The organism is uncultured Acidaminococcus sp. (assembly GCA_900538365.1).
Lineage (GTDB): Bacteria > Bacillota > Negativicutes > Acidaminococcales > Acidaminococcaceae > Acidaminococcus.
Genome location: UPXT01000009.1, coordinates 25,821 through 43,898, shown reverse-complemented (window position 1 = coordinate 43,898; position 18,078 = coordinate 25,821). Strand labels below are relative to the sequence as shown.

The following is an 18,078-nucleotide window of genomic DNA, read 5'->3' as shown; positions in this document are numbered from 1 at the left end:
AAAACTTTTATTGATTTCATTTAGTAAATTCGTATAAAAATTCATCACGAATGCTGATTTTATTGCATGCAAAAACACCCTCCCGAGGGAAGGTGTTTGGATAAATAATTATGTTTGAACCTCTCCCGCTTATAGAAGTGGGAGATTCTTGAGAAGTTTGACATATGGACTAACGCCTGACACCATACCCCGAAGGAGTTCGTTGTCAGGATACCCTTATTCTCAAAGGGCTGTCCAAAAGCCCTCTACACAGTTCCTCGAAATCGAAGTTCTGCTTACTTTTTCTGAGTATGTTGGCTGCACCGTTTACGTCGGCATTAATCGTCCTCCCATCGGCAGACTGATACAGCCCGCGATGGACTCGTTTTCCACGGAAGGCTCCCGTATACGGTTGTCCAGGATGGTAGACAGGAATATCGTCCAAATCCAAACAGCTTGCCTTGGAGTGTAAGATTCTTCCTGCTCGATGTACGTCATGCCGTAACGCTCGCAAAGCCCTTCCAATGTCTTACGCAGACTGCCGAAGCTGATTTGCGTGAACTGCTGATTGGTCATCTTACCAAGATCCATGCTACGTTTGAAGTCGCCATTGTAGCCGCAAACGATGGTTCCGATACGGTGTGCAATGCAGTAGTTGATGATGTAGCGGGTAACCTTGCGGATATAGTCCTGTGTCCGATGGTTACGTTTCTTAGCCAAGGCATGGAGTCTGTGCGTTTTCTTCTGCCCCTGCTTGTCGGCGATACTCTGGTAGTAGGCTTTCTGCTTGTTCCAATACTGGTTCATTGATTTCAGTTTACGTCCGTCCATGATGAACGCCGTCCCGGTACTAGTCACGCAGGTCGCCAGATTTTCAAGGCCGATGTCGATGGCAAGCACATTGTCGGCAGAAACGTCCTGAGGTTCTGCCTCTTGAAGATAGCAATACTGTATTTTGAAGTACATGCCACTATGTATGGGGCAGATACGGACTTCCTTGATTGTCTTACCTTCAAGCCTTTCAGGAAATGGAATTTTGATTGGTCTACCTCCGTGCAACTTGGAGAACTCCCTGCTCATAGGAATCGTCAGAAATCCATCCTTGATGTTTATGGCATTGGTGGACAGAATCAGGTTGAACATGCCGCCTTTTTCTCGATAGCGGGGCATCTTAATGTCCTTGAAGCGATATTCACCTGATTTTGCTTTCTTTATGAGATTGAAGAATGATTTGAAGCTGCGGTCCGCAACCTTCAACGTCTGCTGGGAAACGCCAGCCTGCAACAGGCTATAATTTTCATTTTCTTTGCAGACATGATAGTTCTCCTCGTATTTCAGAAACTTTTTCTCTTGGAAATAGTATTGTCTGATATTATAGAGAGCCACGTTATAGAGATTGTTGCTATACCGGCACATTTCCCGCAGAATTGAGTATTCTTCTTTGGAAAGACCTCTGATGATATTGGATTGGGTTCGATACATCTTGTTCACCTCCTCTTACTATATAATAATAGTATACCAAAAGAAGAACATTGGCAGGATTATCCACGTGGATTTGTGGCTTCTATGGGCATCGAGTCCACTCAGCCACCCGCCATTCATCTCATACCTAAGAGGAAAGAGTCTTCTGGCGGATTAAGATAAAACGAACCCCCTGTCCAAAGACAGAGGGTTCGCACAGAGTGAAGTTGGTGGGCCCACTAGGATTCGAACCTAGGACCAACCGGTTATGAGCCGGGGGCTCTACCGCTGAGCTATAGGCCCAATGCAAAAATTATACTCCAGAAAAAGATTCGCTGTCAACGTTTCTTACTCAAGGAATTCCTTGAGCGGTTTGCTCCGTTTCGGGCTTCTCAACTTGCGCAGGGCCTTGGCTTCGATTTGACGAATCCGTTCACGGGTCACGCCAAAGTACTGGCCAACTTCTTCGAGGGTACGCGTACGTCCATCAAGGAGGCCAAAGCGCAATTCGAGGACACGCCGTTCACGGGGGCTCAAATGTTCCTGAAGGACTTTTCCCAGCTGCTCCTGAAGCAACGTATAGGAAGCAGCTTCTGCTGGTGAGGGAGCTTCCTGATCCTCAATGAAGTCGCCCAAATGGGAATCTTCTTCTTCGCCAATCGGCGTTTCAAGGGAAACCGGTTCTTGGGCAATCTTTTGGATTTCCCGAACCCTTTCAACAGGCACATCCATTTCCTGGGCAATTTCTTCTGGAGTCGGTTCACGCCCCAGTTCCTGCAGGAGCTGGCGGGAAACGCGCACCAGTTTGTTGATGGTTTCAACCATATGAACAGGAATACGAATTGTACGGGCCTGGTCAGCAATGGCACGGGTAATGGCCTGACGGATCCACCAAGTTGCATAGGTACTGAACTTGAATCCCTTATTATAGTCAAATTTTTCAACAGCCTTAATGAGGCCCAAGTTGCCCTCTTGGATCAGATCAAGAAAGAGCATGCCCCGGCCTACATACCGTTTGGCAATGGAAACAACAAGCCGTAGGTTGGCTTCAGAAAGGGACTTCTTTGCCTTTTCACCGCACATAGCGGCCCGATGCAGAACACGGGTGAAACGCTTGCGGTCCTCTTCAAGGCGGGTACTCAGGGATTCGTCCGGTTTTATTTCAAGTTTTTCAGAAACAGCGGCAAACAGATCATAGAGCTCAGGCAGATAGGACTTGTCGTCCACGTCCTCATCTCCGCTGCCAGCCTTGGGCGAACGGGTCAGATGATATCCTTTTTCAAGAAGCAGCCGCTGCAGGCGCTTGCGTTCATCGATCGTAAAGGCCGGACTGTAGGCTTCAATAGCCGCTTCATCAAGGCTTGGATTATCCTGCGTTTCCGCCAGGATAAAGCGATAGACGATGGATACGTTCCTGCTGTCACACCAAATTTCCTCTTCCTTGAGGTGCTGCTCGATCGTATCGAGGAGCTTTGCCGCGCTCAGGCGCTTATTGACAGGTTCCCGTTCAACTTCCGGGGACTGACCGTCCAAAATGACGGCGGCCTGATTGCCTTTATCGGTCCGTTTGGCCAGCTTGATTTCGTCATTTCCTGAAAGCAGGGGTACGCGGCCGATTTCCTTAAGATACATACGGACAGGATCATCGACGATGACCCCCTCTGGGACGGACAGATTGGACAGCTCCGACTCTTCAATGGTCAGATCCTCGTCGTCCATGTTTTCCGGTTCTTCCTCTTCGGCATGGTCATCAACGACTTCAATATTCTTTTCTGCCAGTTTGGAATAAATTTCATCCATTTCATCAACGGAAATGGAATCTGTATTCTGCATGCGATCCTGGATTTCCTTATAAGTGAGAACGCCTGAATTCTTTTTTGCCAAGGCTTCGAATTCAGTAATCCACTCAGCGGTGGTCTTTTGCGGCGCTGCATCTTTCTTGGGAGCAGCTTTCTTACCACTGGTCTTTGTTTTAGCCGTGGCTGATTTAGCGGACGATTCAGCCGCCGTTTTCTTCTTTGCAGCCGGTTTCTTTTCGGTTGTTTTGGTTCCCTTCACCTTTTTCGTTTCCAGCTCCTTTGTTTTTTGATCAGTCATTTGAGCGTTCCCTCCTTCCCCTCATCATCAAAAGTGCTACGGTCACCGGATGGGTCCCGCACTTCTTAAATTTCGTATCTCCATTCTTATTCGTCGGCATTCCTGTAATTCCTCTAAAAATTTTTCATTACCTTCTTTTTCATAGCGCTGGGCCAGTTCACTGTGCCGTTCATATTCTTTTTCAAGCGTTGCTGTCTGCAGCCGGAAAAGACAGTCTCGGAGCACTTCCGCAAGGGTTTCTTTAGGGATTGTCGAAGCAAGGATGGTCGATAGTTCCGCGGCTCCTTCTTCATTGACATCCTCAAAAAGATCCCGGCCCTCATGAAAAGTACCGGCTCCCTTGCGGGCACAATAAGAGGTAAAGATGGCTCGCCTTGCAGCAGTTGAAAAAGCGTCCGTGTGAGCAAAACCAGCTTGATCGGGAGCGATTTCCTCCCCCATGAGAAGTGCATAGAGTACGCCCCGCTCAGCCTGTTGGGTCGGACTTTCAATTGCGACCTTCTTTTGCAGCAGCCATTCAGGATTAAAGGACCGTCCACTCCCATTGGGGCGGACAAGCTTTTGGTACTCACTTCTGATTTCACCCTCATCAAGGACAAGGCGCCTTGAAAGATCGCGGATGCGTTCACCCACTTCCACATCGGAGCGGCAATCCTTAAAAAAGGGCAGGATTTCCGAAACGGCCCCCACTTTTCCTGAAAGCGTCGTTACATCGCTCCGGGAGAGCACCGTATCGACTTCATAATCAATGCCGCCCTTGGCCTGGTTCATGAGGGCAAGGAAGGCATCCTGTCCCTCCTTGCGGATGAATTCATCCGGGTCCTTGCCGTCTGTAACGTGCATGACACGGCATTCAAGCCCCACAGCAAGGGCAATGGGAATGGATCGCATGGCTGCGCTGCGCCCAGCATTATCACTGTCAAAACAAAAGATGACTTCCGGCGTGACGCGCTTTAGGAGCTTTGCCTGGTATTCCGTAAAGGCCGTGCCCATGGACGCCACAGCCCAAGTAACGCCTGCCGCATGGAGACTGATGGCATCCATATGACCTTCGACGATGAGGGCCTGGCGCCGCTTCCTGATGCTGGGAAGGGCCCGGTCCATGCCAAAGAGCAGACGCCCTTTATGGAACCAGCTTGTCTCCGGTGTATTCATGTATTTGGCCGGTGAAGCATCCTTGCGCAGGATGCGGCCCGTAAAGCCAACAACTTTTCCTCGTGGGTTCTTGATAGGAATCATGACCCGCTCACGGAATTTGTCATAAATCCGACCTGAATCGGACCGACCTACGAGCCCGGCCTTAAGAAGCGTCTTTTCAGGGATTCCCCGCTTTTCAAGGGCCTTGTGAAAAGTCTGGGCATCCGGTGGGGCAAGTCCCAGTTCAAAGGACTCGACAATATCCATGCCAATGCCGCGGCCGGCAAGATAGGTCAATCCTTCCTTCCCGTATTGGGTCTTTGTCAGACACGCATGGAAGAACCGGGCCGCCAGCTCATTGGTACCGAAGATTTCCTTTTCCTCCTGCTCCCGGCGGATTTCCTCAGCCGTCTTTTCCGGTTCCGGAATGGGGATTCCATATTTATTGGCTAGGATCCGTTCCGCCTCAACAAAGGAAACGTGATCCCGTTTCATGACGAAGGTGAAGACGTCACCGCCGGCGCCGCAGCCAAAGCAGTGAAAGAACCCTTTTTCCGGATTCACGGTAAAAGAAGGTGTTTTTTCCGAATGGAAAGGACAGCATCCCCAAAAACGGCGTCCTTTTTTCTTGAGGTCCACCGTTTCGGAAACGACGCTCACAATGTCAGCGGCCTGACGGACCTGTTCCTTGAAGCTCTCATATTTTTCCTTGAGATCTTCCATACCGTCACCGCCTTTCCTAAAAAAGTCCATCGTCCATCATAAAAATAAGGGAAAACCTCCGCAGACGCCTTCCCTCTGTTTTCCTTCGCTATTTATCTTATTCTACACAGGTGACGATTTTCCTTTCTAAGCGTAAAATGTTTCTCGGTAGGGAAAAATAGTCCTTGCAAAATAAAGGGGAGACCCCTATTGTTAAGATAGTGTTGACGACACGAATATCAAAACAAAGGAAGGTCTCCCATGGAAAAGATTGTATCAGATGTCATCAAAATAATAAAGGGGTCTAAGAACGAAATTGAGATGGAGAAGGTCCTCTGGACCTTCCTCTTTTGTAATGATATTTTCTTCAAGATAGCGTATAATTAATTGTTATTTAGTATGGAAGAACCAAGGAAAGGCCCTTTGTTTTTTCTGCTGTTTTTTTCTTAAGGAGGCGTCGCCGATGCTGAAAAAAATTCTTTTATGCTGCTGTCTTCTCATGACTTTTCTTTCCCCTTCTTTGGTATCAGCGGCACCAGAAATCACATATGATCATCAGGAATTTGATCCTGATACGCTGACTTACCGTCTTTCCGGCCATGTTGCCGTAAAAACAGGGAAACGCACCATTACGGCTGACCGAGCAGAAGTTTCGCTTCTCACCAACGAAGTACGGGCTTGGGGAAACATCAGCCTCATCGACGGAGACATTACGTTTCGGGGAACATCCACCATCGTCCGTCACAGCGATCATTCGGCCGATGTAAAAGGACCTGTCATCTTTGAAGAGGCAGATACGGACATCCGGGCCCAGCAAGGACATTTTGACTGGGAGACCAAACTTGCCACCTTTACGGGAGACGCAATTTATGTAAACCGTAAGACCGGCGAGCGCATCGAAAAAGACTCTCTGACCTATAATGTGAAGACGAAGAAAGTTGTCGATTTTTAGGTCGGAGCAGAAATCGCTCCGATTCGATGCAGTTCCGTACCACAATTTCATTTCAAATGGGCCAATCTGGAGCCATATTCGAAAAAGGGGAATGGGGAAAAAGATGACAAGGTAAAAGACCGTTACGCCAGCGCCAAAGTATCCCGACCGGAGGGCGCCGAATAAATTTTTCGATTACACGGTCCGTGAGCCGAATCACGTTGGCAGCGTCTTGCGATGAGCGGTTTTGGCCCATCAAAAAATGCTCCTTGCTAGCCGCTCGTAAGGAGACGTCGGCCACAAACCGGCCTCCTCATCCACCACCCACTCCTGCAAGCAAGCCTTTTTGGTAGATACCCACGCCTTGTAAGGCGGAACGGCATTCGCCGTCTCTAAGGCAAAAAGCAGGCACTGCTGTGAATTAAAGAAACGTTGCTAAGTGATACAATCGTGCGCAAACCTATGAAAAAAGAACATCATCCACAGGGCATAACAAAAAGCCTTAACTCGAAAACGCGCTTTGATTCGTGAAATGTACCCTCTTTACTGGACACCCAGTAAAGAGGGTACATTTCACATTTCTTCACAGTCTTTTTTTAATAGTCAAAATTAAAATTCTTGCGCAGATACTCCAAAATGAGGCTGGCCGTTTCTTCAATGGCTCGGTTCGAAACATTGATGATCATGCAGTGGAGCCGCTGCATGATGGCTCGGGCATAATCGAGTTCCTCTTCAATACGGCGCAGGTCCGCATAGTTTGCTGTATCTCCAAGCCCCATCGCCTTAAGGCGGGCAATCCGGATCTCATTGAGTTTGTGTGGATCGATGAGGAGCCCAATGATGCGGTTATTCGGGACCTTGAAAAGCTCCTCAGGCGGTGGAATCTCCGGCACAAGGGGAACGTTGGCCACTTTGAGCTGCTTATTGGCAAGGTACATGGAAAGGGGCGTCTTCGAGGTACGGGATACCCCGATAATGACAAGGTCCGCTTTCGTAAGTCCCCAAGGATTTTTTCCGTCATCATACTTGATGGCAAATTCCACGGCGGCAACGCGTTTGAAATATTCATGATCCAAGGCATGGATGAGGCCGGGCTGGTTTTTGGGCGTAAGGCCGCTGGTCTTTTCAATGGCCGTCATGACTGGTCCCAAGATATCAACCGCGGTCACATTCAGTTCCTGGGTCTTATGAGCAACTTCAGCCCTGATTTCCGGAGATACGATGGTATAGCAGATGACCGCATTGGACTCCTTTGCTTCTTGGACGATCTTATCAATCTGTTCAATGCTGTTGACATAGGGCACACGGATGATATCAAACTTTTCCTGCACAAACTGGCTCGTTGTAGCACGGACAACCGATTCACTGGTCTCCCCAATGGAGTCAGAAATGGCATAGATGATGGGTTGATTAGCTATGATAGGTCCCTCCCTTTCCTTCGGCAAGTTCTGCCAAAAGTCTCGTCATATTGGTCTTGGAGACGCGGCCAACAAGTTTCCATTTGCCCGTTTTTTCGCCAAAAGGAAGAACCACGGGCAGACAGTCCACTTCCCTTTCGATAAGGCGTCTGGCGGCAGCAGCCGCTGGTTCATGGGGCTTAGAAAGGACAATCTTGGATAGTCCCGTCATGACCATCGCAAGGGGCAGATTACGCAGGTCTGCGCCCTGGCTGAGCGACGCCTTGAGAAGATCCTTGCGGGAAATGACCCCAAAAAGGCATCCCTTCCCATCCACCACAAAGAGGGTCCCTACATCTTCCAAAAACATGGTGATGACAGCATCATAGGCGCTTTTGCTGGCACTTACGACAATGGGGACACTCATGATATCTTCGACGGTAATAGAAGACAGTTCCTCCACCAGCATACCCAAAGTACTTTTCCCTGTATAGAAATAACCCACGCGAGGCCGGGCGTCAAGGATTCCGCCCATGGTGAGGATAGCAAGGTCACTGCGCAGGGCAGCCCGCGTAAGACCTAGTTCCCCGGCAATTTCCGTTCCCGTAATAGGGCCGCTCCGGCGAACAATTTCAGCAATTTTTTTCTGTCTATCACTTAGTGGAATGGGATCCACCCCCTTTCTTCCACATTACAAAAAAAGCGTACCTAATTTTCGTGCATCCGTCAAGAACATTTCCCTGTATTCTCCCCTCTTACAGGAAAAGGCTGCTGCCGCGCGGCAGCAGCCTTTCATGCAGGAAATGTTACCAAGCCAGTTCTTCGTCGTTCTTATTGCGGCCGCGGCCTGTCAGTTTATCAAGGATGATCCGCTGCTCGACCTGGGCTACCATCTTTTTGGTGAATTTCACGGCGTCAGGGTTGACGGACATACTGTCAATGCCGCTTTCCACAAGGAATTCAGCAAATTCCGGATAGACGCTGGCAGCCTGCCCGCAGAGAGAAACGGTCTTGCCATCCCTGTGGGCCACTTCGATAAGGTGGCGCACCGCGCGGCGCACGGCCAGATTGCGTTCATCAAAAAGATGGGAAATGACATCATTGTCACGGTCACAGCCCAGCGTCAGCATCGTAAGGTCGTTGGAACCGATGGAATAGCCATCGACATATTGATTGAATTTGTCGGCAAGGATGATGTTTGCCGGGATTTCCGCCATGAGCCAGACCTTGAAGTCCGGTCCGCGATGAAGTCCTTCTTCTGCCATGATGGAAACGACCTTGGCACATTCGTCCACGGTGCGGCAGAAAGGAATCATGACGTTGAGATTCTTGAGACCATATTCTTCACGAACCTTGCGGACTGCCTGGACTTCCAGACGGAAAGCAGCCGTATATTTCGGGTCGTAGTAACGGGAAGCCCCTCTCCAGCCAAGAAGGGCACTCGGTTCATGGGGTTCAAATTCTTCCCCGCCCTTAAGGTCGCGGTATTCGCTGGATTTGAAATCACTGAAGCGCAGGGTAACAGGGCGCGGAGCCATGGCCTGGGCCACCTTGCGGAAACCTTCGGCAAGGGCTTCGACAACCTTTTCCGGATGACCCGTCTTCAGAAGGTAAAGCGGATGTTCATGGATATAGGTCGTCCAGATGAATTCCTCGCGCATGAGGCCAATGCCGTCACAGGGCAGGCTGGCGTATTTATCGGCAAGGGACGGATCGCCTAGATTCATGTAGATCTTGGTCCCCGTTACAGGGAAGGTTTCTATAGCGGCAGCCGCTTGCGCCGGCGCGGCGGCAGCTTCCGCCTTCTTTACCTGAAGATTGCCTGCAAAAACGACGCCGTTCGATGCATCAACCGTGATTTCCTCGCCGCCTTTAAGGACTTCCGTAGCTGCTTCACCGCGGGATTTGGTGCCAACGATGCAGGGAATGCCCAGTTCGCGGCTGACGATGGAAGCATGGCAGGTCATGCCGCCGCTGTCCGTGACGATAGCCTGTGCCTTTTTCATGGCAGGTACCCAGTCCGGAGCGGTCATTTCCGTAACGAGGATTTCCCCGTCCTTGAATTCGTCAATATCCTTCGGGTCGCGGATGGCATGGGCCTTGCCATAGCCCTGACCCGGACTTGCGGGAAGGCCCTTCAAAAGGACCTTGGCCCCTTCCATGGACCCGACTATCTGTTTTTCTTCGTTTTTCTTTTCCTTGTTGCGGCGGGACCAAACAGTTTCCGGGCGAGCCTGAAGGATCCAGATCTTGCCATCCCGTTCATCAATGCCCCATTCCATATCCATATAACAGCCATAGTGGGCTTCGATCTTCTTGGCGTATCCTGCAAGTTCCATGATCTGTGCATTTGTCAAGGTCTGCTTCCTGCGGTCTGCTTCAGGAACTGGCACTTCCATGGTATCGCCGCCAGGCTTACGGATGAGCATCTTATCCTGTTCATTGACCGATACCGAAATGAGCTTCATTCCGTCTTTGGAAACGACGTAGCTGTCTGGCGTAACAATGCCGCCAACCACATATTCACCAAGGCCATAGGCCCCTTCAATCATGATATTCTTGTCATCACCGTTTGCCACATTCACCGTGAACATAACGCCGGCAGCTTTGGAAAAGACCATCATCTGGACAACCGCAGAAAGGGCAAGGGACAGATGGTCATAGCCCTGTTTTTCCCGATAGTAGACAGCACGGTCCGTAAAGCAGGAAGCGTAGCATTCCTTGACCTTACGGATGACCTGATCGGCACCGTGGACATTAAGGTACGTATCCTGCTGGCCGGCAAAGCTGGCATCAGGCAGGTCTTCAGCCGTGGCACTGGAGCGGACGGCTACATAAGGTTCGTCTTCATTCATCTTGTGAGCCAGCTCTTCATAGGCACTGCGGATGGCATCCTGAAGATCCTGGGGCATTTCCTGTTCCATGATGGCCCCACGCAGGCGCACGCAGACCGAAGAGAGAAGTTCGCTGTTTTCTACATCCGTCAGTTCGGCAAGGATGCTGCGCATCTTTTCGCGCAGGCCCGTCTGGTCAATGAAATACCGATAGGCATGGGCCGTCGTAGCAAAGCCATACGGCACGGGAACATCGGTCTTGGAAGTCATTTCCCCAAGAGAAGAAGATTTGCCGCCAACAATGTCGACGTCTTTTCTTTCCAGTTGTTCAAACCACAGCAAATAAGCATTTGATTTATCCATGTTGGGCTCCTTTTCAGCAAGACTTGAAAACATCATCTCAATTTAGTATACACTATATCACCATTACGACGCATATTCAACCCTCTTTTTCAAAAAACCAACATAGGGACGTTTAGGCGAGCGCCGCCTTGTCTCCGAATAAAAACAGGCCCCATCCTTTCCATCAAAAGAAAGGAACAGGGCCTTTAATTAGTGTATACTATTAGTCGGGCAGTCCCAAGAACATGGCAATGGGAATCGTAATGAGGATGGAAAAGACAACCCGTTCAAACCAGATGATGACGATATCCCGCATATTAAGAGGAATATCGGTCCCCATGATACAAGGGATACTGGCAGAAAAGAAAAGAATTTCAGAAATGCTTACAACGGCAATGACAAACTTTAAGAGCATTGTACCCGATTCCTTGATGAGGATGGACGGCAGAAACATTTCCGGAAGACTCAAAGCTGCCGCTTTGCCGGCAAGGACGGCTTGGGACACACCGAAAAGTTTGAAGAAAGGGACAAAAAGATAGCCAAAATAATCAAAGATAGGTGTAAACTCAGCTAGAAACAAACCCAGGAGCCCAATGGACGTAATGGAGGGAATGACGCCAAAAGCCATCTTGAGACCGCTCATGAGATTTTCCGTACAGAGCTTCAGGACAGGGGGCTGGGCCGCAGCTGTTTCAAGACCGAGCTTCCAAGCCCGTTCGAAGCGGCTTCCCTCTTCTTTTTGCACAGCGGCGTTTTCGCCCGTAAAGTACGTATCAGGAATGGCCGAAAGAGGCCAAAGCCGCGCCGTAATTGCTGTTACAATAAAGGTTACAAGCATGGAAACAAAAAAATAGGTCGTCCATAGGTCCATCAGCCCCAGTGTACGTGCCACAACCAGCAGGAAAGTAACAGAAACCGTCGAAAAACCAGTAGCAATGATGGCGGCTTCTCGTGCCGTATAGCGACCGGCGCGGTAGACACCATTCGTGATGATAAGGGCAATAGAATAGCTTCCAACAAAGGAAGCCACGGCATCAATGGCTGAGCGGCCCGGAGTACGAAAGATAGGACGCATAAACCCATCAACAAGGACACCGATGAATTCCATGAGGCCAAAACTGGCAAGGAAGGCTAGAAAAAACGATCCGATTGGGATCACAAGGCCTACAGGGATAGCGAGCTTATTGAAAAGGAAAGGCCCGATATCGCCTCGCCACAGCCAGATATGATCCTTCATAAGACCAAAATAGAGGATAGTTCCAATCAAGGCGCCGCAAATTCTCGCAAGGGACATGAATCGATCCATGAGGGACTTGTTCCATGTCTTTGTGAGAAAAGGCCGAATGGCTCCGACATACATGACGCCTAGGATAAACAGACGCACGGCGGGCATGGCGTATTTCTGGAGACTTGTGACGATGAAGTCTACAGGAACGCTTTTCATTGCCGGACTGATCCACTGGAGGTCAAAGAAGAACATAAAAACACCAAAAAGACTGTACACAATAAACCGAGTAAGCGCATCCTTGCGTCCCTTTGCTGCTTGACCGTTCATGAGAGTCACCTGCTTTCCAAATATAGATTGGTTCCGTACTAAAGTCGGTCCACCTTCAGTATAATATGAGAAGCGGTGAATGAAAAAGAAAAAGAAGGACCCCCGCTCATCAAGGGGCAAAGATGTAAAAAAGGTTGCAAAAGGGGCCGTCTTCCTTTTAACTCGGAACACAAATCACTCGGGCAATATATCGCCCCCCCGTCTCACCTATCAAGGAGAACGTCTTTTCAGGCATTCCATAACAATCTTTAAGGCCGGACCCAAACCGCCCCCCAGCGGGGGAACGGATCCGAAATGATTCGCCCTTGAACATGTTTCTCGGACTTTTGCATTTGCTTCCAAAGTGTCCTTCGAAACTCCGAGCAAATGGTCCTCACTGCCGCTTGCAGGAAAACGGCACTGTGCGGCCTCATCCACCACCAAAACCGGGAAATCCTAATTGAATAAAATGAGATTGTGGTACGTAATTTCTTACGAATCGTCATACCATCCTTGCTCTCAAAAGGATCATTTCTCAAGCAAGGATGGCAAGTAACTGCATTGAATCGGCGCGATTTCTGCGCCGAGTAAAAATAAAAAGAACGCCCAGGCGTAAGCTACCCCCAAACGTGGGACGGTCCATCCTACGATAGGCCATGAGGTCATTGTTTCCTCAAAACCTTTTTAAGAAGTGGCCTCACGCCCTTCATCAAATCAGCCCGATTGTTGGGCTGACTCAAAAAGGACCGACGAAGGCATATTTCGGGCGTCTTTAACATGAGATTGTGTATCGCAACATTTTACGATGCGCCATGCCTTCATTGCCATCTCAATAAATCTTTTCAAAGGCAATGAAGGCACTTCGTGCAGAAAATCGGCGCGATTTGTGCGCCGAGTAAAAAGAAAGGGGAGAAGCGCCCAGGCGTAAGGTATCCCCTAATCAGAAATGCAACATTGTATGAATCGTCATGCCTCCATTGCATCTTCTAAATAGAAAATTAAGCAATGGGGCACGCTGCTCTGGAGAAGCGGGGCGATTTTTGCTTCGGCCAAAATCTTTTCTTGACATCCATCTTCTAATAATGCTATAATTCAAAATTTGACATTATTTAAATATTATGTTAAACTACTAGCATGGGTATTTGACCATGTGGTCAAATTGGTTGATTTTTGTTAGGAGGAGGTGGCTTACATGTTTACCGTAGGGGACAAGGTGCTCTATCCGATGCACGGTGCGGCCGTGATTCGAGACGTTGAACAAAAAGTAATCGATGGCCGTCAGATTGACTATTTCGTGTTTGATATGCTCCTTAGCAACATGAAAGTCATGGTTCCTGCCGGTAATGTTGAAAAGGTGGGCATCCGTCCTATTGTTGATAAGTCCGTCATGCCCAAGGTGGAAGAGGTTCTCAAGTCCCGTCCGGAAAATAAGATGAAGCGGATTACCTGGAACCGCAGGTACAATATGTACATCGATAAGATGAAAACAGGCAGCATCTTTGAAGTGGCCGATGTGGTCCGTACGCTGGCCGTTCAGGAAGAGGACAAGAAGCTTTCCACGGGGGAACGGCGTCTTCTTTCGACGGCTAAGCAGATCCTTTTGAGTGAGGTCATGCTTGTTGAATCCGTTGACGAAGAAAAAAGTGAAGCTTGGCTTGAAAAATTCATCTGACACTGCTTGACCATAAGCACCCTTTCGCCTTGTGCGAAAAGGGTGTTTTTCCTTTATGGTTCTAATTGTTCAGCCGGTCCTGACCTCATTTTTTATCTTTTCATTCAGAGTAGAGTATAGTACAATAAAGGGATGAAATTTACAAAAGGAGGTGATTTTATGCTTGAAAAGATTTCCCGGTTCCTCATTATCCTTGTCTTTGCTATTTCAGGCCTGCTCATTATGGAAGTTGCAGCACCCTTTTTATCCCAATTTGTGAGCAATGAGTACCTCAAGGTCGGCTTCCTCGGTGTTACGCCGCTGCGCCTTGTCCTGGGACTATTGGGTCTTGTTGTCTTTGGCTCCTTGGGAAAATGGGCCGCTCCCTTTCTCATGAACCTCACCATGCGTTTTTCTGAACGGATGGCCATGTACCTTGCGGATCTTCCTACCAGTGATATTTTTGTCCTTGCCATTGGTGTAATCTTGGGTCTCATTGTAGCAGCCTTGCTAGGAACCAGTTTTTCCCGTCTGCCCATCATCGGACCGTATATTTCCCTCATCTTCAGCATCCTTGGCGCTATTGTGGGGGCTAAAGTGGCACTGAACAAGCGGACTGATATCGTATCCTTTTTTAATCGGATCTGGTTTTCTTCGCGTGTAAAGGAAAGCTCGAAAAAGACCGCATTCCATGTTTCCCGCACTCATAAACTTCTTGATACCAGTGTGCTCATTGATGGCCGGATCCTTGAAATCATTCGCTTGGGGTTTCTTGAAGGGACCATCATCATTCCCAAATTCGTCCTGGAGGAACTGCAGAAAATTGCCGATTCAGCTGATACCCTGAAACGCAATCGAGGCCGCAGGGGTCTTGATATTGTGCAGGAAATCAAGGACCTTAAAAATATTTCTATCGAAATCGTCGATAAGGATTTCGATGACTTGACGGAAGTTGATGCAAAGCTGGTCCGCCTTGCGGCCCAGATGAAGGGTGTCCTTGCGACAAATGATTTCAACCTCAGCAAAGTGGCCAAGATCCAAGGCGTGCCGGTCCTGAATGTCAATGACCTTGCCAATGCCCTCAAACAGGCCGTGCTGCCTGGGGAAGAGCTGCGGATCTTCCTTGCTAAGGAAGGCAAGGAACAAGGCCAGGCCATCGGCTATCTTGATGATGGCACCATGGTCGTTGTCGAAAATGGCAAACGATCTGTCAACCAAACCGTGCCCGTCACTGTGACAAGCGTACTGCAGACATCGGCGGGACGGATGATCTTTGCAAAAATGAAATGATGGGAGAGACGGATGGAAGAACAGCTTTATGGAATCATTGCCGCGGCTGGCATGGGAAAACGAGCCCAGTTGGGGTATAATAAGAATTATGCACCCCTTGGCCATGTGCCAATCTTGGTACGCAACCTTCATGCGTTGAGCGGCATTGCCTTTCTTACCCATGTTGTCATTGCCGTTGCCCCAAAGGAACTGATAGAAGCCCGGGCCCTGCTTCAGGAATATGAAGCGGCTTTTTTCCCCACCTTATCCTGGTCCCTTGTACCAGGCGGCAGGGAGCGGCAGGATTCCGTAGCCTGTGCTTTACAGACTTTGCCCGAAACCGCTTCTTGGGTAGCCGTTCATGACGGGGCAAGGCCCTTTGCGGATGCAGCCTTATTTGAACGCGTCTTTTTGGCGGCTAAGCAAAGCGGGGCTGCCGTTGCCGCACTTCCCGTCAAGGACACCATCAAGGTTTCCGCTAATGGGAAGGAAACCCTACAGACCTTGAAACGCAGCGAACTTTACCGCGTTCAGACGCCGCAGATCTTTGACGCGGCACTCTTGCGGCGGGCTTTTTCCTATGTGAAGGCCCATGATCTTGCCGTAACCGATGACGCCAGTATGGTGGAGGCCTTGGGGCATCCCGTTTCCCTTGTTGAGGGTCTGGAGGAAAACTTTAAGATTACAACGCCGGAAGACTTGATTCGCGCCGAAGGCGTTCTTAAAAAGGAGCAGATTGCCATGGATTTTCATGTAGGATCAGGCTATGATGTTCATCGCCTTGTCCCTTGTCGGCCGCTCATCCTCTGCGGGGTCACTATTCCGTATGAACTGGGCCTTGAAGGTCATTCCGATGCCGATGTTGCCCTTCATGCCCTGATGGACGCAATCTTAGGCGCCGCTGGCATGGGGGATATTGGCCGCCTCTTTCCAGATTCCGATGATGCTTATCTGGGGGCCGACAGCAGGAAGCTGCTGCGGGAGGTCATCGGCCGCGTCGGAGAAAAGGGCTGGCATGTTCATAATGCCGATGTAACCATCATCTGTCAGCGGCCTAAACTGATTTCCTACGAAAGGGCCATGCTGAACAATCTTCAAGAAGACCTAGGTCTTTGCGGTGACACAGTGAATGTCAAAGCTACGACAACGGAAAAACTTGGCTTTACAGGAAGAGGCGAGGGGATTGCCGCAGAAGCGGTTGTCCTCCTTAAGAAATGAGATCAATCAAGATTTTTGTTAATCAATTTGGAGGCGTATATCAATGGAAAAAGAAATGAGAGTACGTTTTGCACCGAGCCCGACTGGCCCGTTCCACATCGGCGGCGCCCGTTCCGCACTTTTTAACTGGCTTCTGGCTAAACGCATGGGCGGTAAATTCGTACTGCGCATTGAAGATACGGATCGGAAACGTTCCACGCCGGAATCAGAAGAAAACATCAAGGCCGCTTTGAAATGGCTCGGTATTACGTGGGATGAAGGGGCGGACGTGGGCGGCCCTTACGGCCCCTACCATCAAATGGAACGGCTCGATATCTATAAGAAATACACAGACCAGCTGCTCAAGGAAGGCAAGGCCTACTATTGTTACTGTACGCCGGAAGAGCTGGAAGAAGAACGGCAGACCCTCCTCAAGGACGGCAAGATGCCCCGCTATATGGGCAAATGCCGCCACCTGACGGAAGAACAGAAGGCCCAGTATGAAAAAGAGGGCCGCAAGCCTTCCATCCGTCTCAAAGTTCCGGAAAATGAAACCATTGTCGTCCATGATATGGTCCGCGGCGATGTTGAATTTGATTCAAATGGCATTGGTGACTTCGTCATTGTAAAAAGTGATGGGATTCCTACCTATAACTACGCCGTGGTCATCGACGACTATCTGATGCATATCACCCATGTCATCCGCGCGGAAGAACACCTGTCCAATACGCCGCGTCAGCTCCTTGTCTACGAAGCCCTTGGCTTTGAAAAACCGGTCTTTGCCCATATTTCCCTGATTCTTGGCACAGACCACACGAAGATGAGCAAGCGTCACGGTGCGACGAGTGTTGACGCCTATCGGCAGCAGGGATATCTGCCGGAAGGCATTGATAACTTCCTGGCCCTCCTTGGCTGGGCTCCCCAAGGTGAAGAAGAAATCTTCAGCATGGAAGAAGCCTGCAAGGTCTTTTCCATGGACCGTGTGGCTAAGAACCCTGCAGTCTTTGACATCAAGAAACTTAACTGGATCAACAGCCAGCACATCCGTAAACTGACGGCGGACGCCTTTTTTGAACTTGCCAAACCCTTTATGGTGAAAGCCGGCTACATGACGGGCGACGAAACAGGAGAAAAGCTTGACTGGCTGAAACGCGTTGTCGCAACGGCCCAGACCCAGGTCGACTATGGTGCCCAGGTGCCGGAAAAGGTTGCCCTTTACTTCACGGATGACTTTGACTTCGAAAATGAAGAAGTTGCTGCCGTCCTCAAGGAAGAAACGGTGCCCCTTGTCATGAAAGCCCTTATCGAAGGCTTCCATAGCTTGGACGAACTGAACCATGACAGCGTCAAAGGGGTCTTTAAAGCTGTCCAGAAAGGCAACAAACTGAAAGGCCAGCAGGTCTACATGCCATTCCGCGTGGCTCTCACGGGGAACCAGCATGGACCGGAACTGGCTGAAATGATTCCTCTTCTTGGCGCTGACCGTGTTGAAAAACGCATCATGAAGAGCCTCGAAAAGGCCCATGTGAGCCTCTAAGAAAGGAGCA

At 49.6% G+C, this 18,078-nt stretch carries 11 protein-coding genes, 1 tRNA gene and 1 pseudogene; 5 read left to right on the top strand and 8 right to left on the bottom strand.

The annotated features are described in order from the left end of the window. Nucleotides 1–205: 205 nt before the first annotated feature. From QZQ08_RS03275 to dnaG, 4 genes and pseudogenes are all read right to left on the bottom strand, one after another. Nucleotides 206–1,461, bottom strand: a pseudogene (locus QZQ08_RS03275) (RNA-guided endonuclease InsQ/TnpB family protein). 207 nt (nucleotides 1,462–1,668) lie between these two features. Further along, nucleotides 1,669–1,743, bottom strand: a tRNA-Ile gene (locus tag QZQ08_RS03270). Between the two features lie 45 nt (nucleotides 1,744–1,788). Beyond that, the gene (gene rpoD, locus QZQ08_RS03265) at nucleotides 1,789–3,537 is read right to left on the bottom strand and encodes an RNA polymerase sigma factor RpoD (RefSeq protein ID WP_296327802.1); all 1,749 of its coding nucleotides are present in this window, start codon (nucleotides 3,535–3,537) and stop codon (nucleotides 1,789–1,791) included. 42 nt (nucleotides 3,538–3,579) lie between these two features. After that, on the bottom strand, nucleotides 3,580–5,427 hold the full coding sequence (dnaG, locus tag QZQ08_RS03260) for a DNA primase (protein WP_296327799.1): 1,848 nt from the start codon (nucleotides 5,425–5,427) through the stop codon (nucleotides 3,580–3,582). A gap of 412 nt (nucleotides 5,428–5,839) precedes the next feature. On the opposite strand from dnaG, the gene QZQ08_RS03255 reads away from it, so the two are divergent. Continuing rightward, nucleotides 5,840–6,328, top strand: a complete 489-nt coding sequence (locus QZQ08_RS03255) for an LptA/OstA family protein (protein ID WP_296327796.1) — start codon at nucleotides 5,840–5,842, stop codon at nucleotides 6,326–6,328. A 575-nt stretch (nucleotides 6,329–6,903) separates the two neighbouring features. Here the strand turns inward: QZQ08_RS03255 and QZQ08_RS03250 are convergent. From QZQ08_RS03250 to QZQ08_RS03235, 4 genes are all read right to left on the bottom strand, one after another. Next, nucleotides 6,904–7,752, bottom strand: a complete 849-nt coding sequence (locus tag QZQ08_RS03250; RefSeq protein WP_296327793.1) for a pyruvate, water dikinase regulatory protein — start codon at nucleotides 7,750–7,752, stop codon at nucleotides 6,904–6,906. After that, nucleotides 7,718–8,380, bottom strand: coding sequence for a helix-turn-helix transcriptional regulator (locus QZQ08_RS03245; RefSeq protein WP_296327790.1), 663 nt, complete (start codon nucleotides 8,378–8,380; stop codon nucleotides 7,718–7,720). The genes QZQ08_RS03250 and QZQ08_RS03245 overlap by 35 nt, the downstream gene beginning before the upstream one ends. Nucleotides 8,381–8,510: 130 nt before the next feature. Next, entirely contained in the window at nucleotides 8,511–10,901 is a 2,391-nt protein-coding gene (gene ppsA / locus QZQ08_RS03240) for a phosphoenolpyruvate synthase (RefSeq protein ID WP_296327787.1), read from the bottom strand. Nucleotides 10,902–11,103: 202 nt separating this feature from the next. Further along, nucleotides 11,104–12,435, bottom strand: a complete 1,332-nt coding sequence (locus QZQ08_RS03235) for a YjiH family protein (protein WP_296327784.1) — start codon at nucleotides 12,433–12,435, stop codon at nucleotides 11,104–11,106. A gap of 1,171 nt (nucleotides 12,436–13,606) precedes the next feature. On the opposite strand from QZQ08_RS03235, the gene QZQ08_RS03230 reads away from it, so the two are divergent. The 4 genes from QZQ08_RS03230 to gltX all read left to right on the top strand — a co-directional run bounded on the left by QZQ08_RS03230 (nucleotide 13,607) and on the right by gltX (nucleotide 18,068). Continuing rightward, nucleotides 13,607–14,086 carry a CarD family transcriptional regulator gene (locus QZQ08_RS03230; protein ID WP_296327781.1) on the top strand — a complete coding sequence of 160 codons (480 nt, stop codon included), beginning with the start codon at nucleotides 13,607–13,609 and terminating at the stop codon, nucleotides 14,084–14,086. A gap of 159 nt (nucleotides 14,087–14,245) precedes the next feature. Next, the gene (locus QZQ08_RS03225; protein ID WP_296327778.1) at nucleotides 14,246–15,355 is read left to right on the top strand and encodes a PIN/TRAM domain-containing protein; all 1,110 of its coding nucleotides are present in this window, start codon (nucleotides 14,246–14,248) and stop codon (nucleotides 15,353–15,355) included. A gap of 12 nt (nucleotides 15,356–15,367) precedes the next feature. Further along, the gene (gene ispD / locus QZQ08_RS03220) at nucleotides 15,368–16,552 is read left to right on the top strand and encodes a 2-C-methyl-D-erythritol 4-phosphate cytidylyltransferase (protein ID WP_296327775.1); all 1,185 of its coding nucleotides are present in this window, start codon (nucleotides 15,368–15,370) and stop codon (nucleotides 16,550–16,552) included. A gap of 43 nt (nucleotides 16,553–16,595) precedes the next feature. After that, the gene (gene gltX / locus QZQ08_RS03215; protein WP_297898807.1) at nucleotides 16,596–18,068 is read left to right on the top strand and encodes a glutamate--tRNA ligase; all 1,473 of its coding nucleotides are present in this window, start codon (nucleotides 16,596–16,598) and stop codon (nucleotides 18,066–18,068) included. Nucleotides 18,069–18,078: the final 10 nt, after the last annotated feature.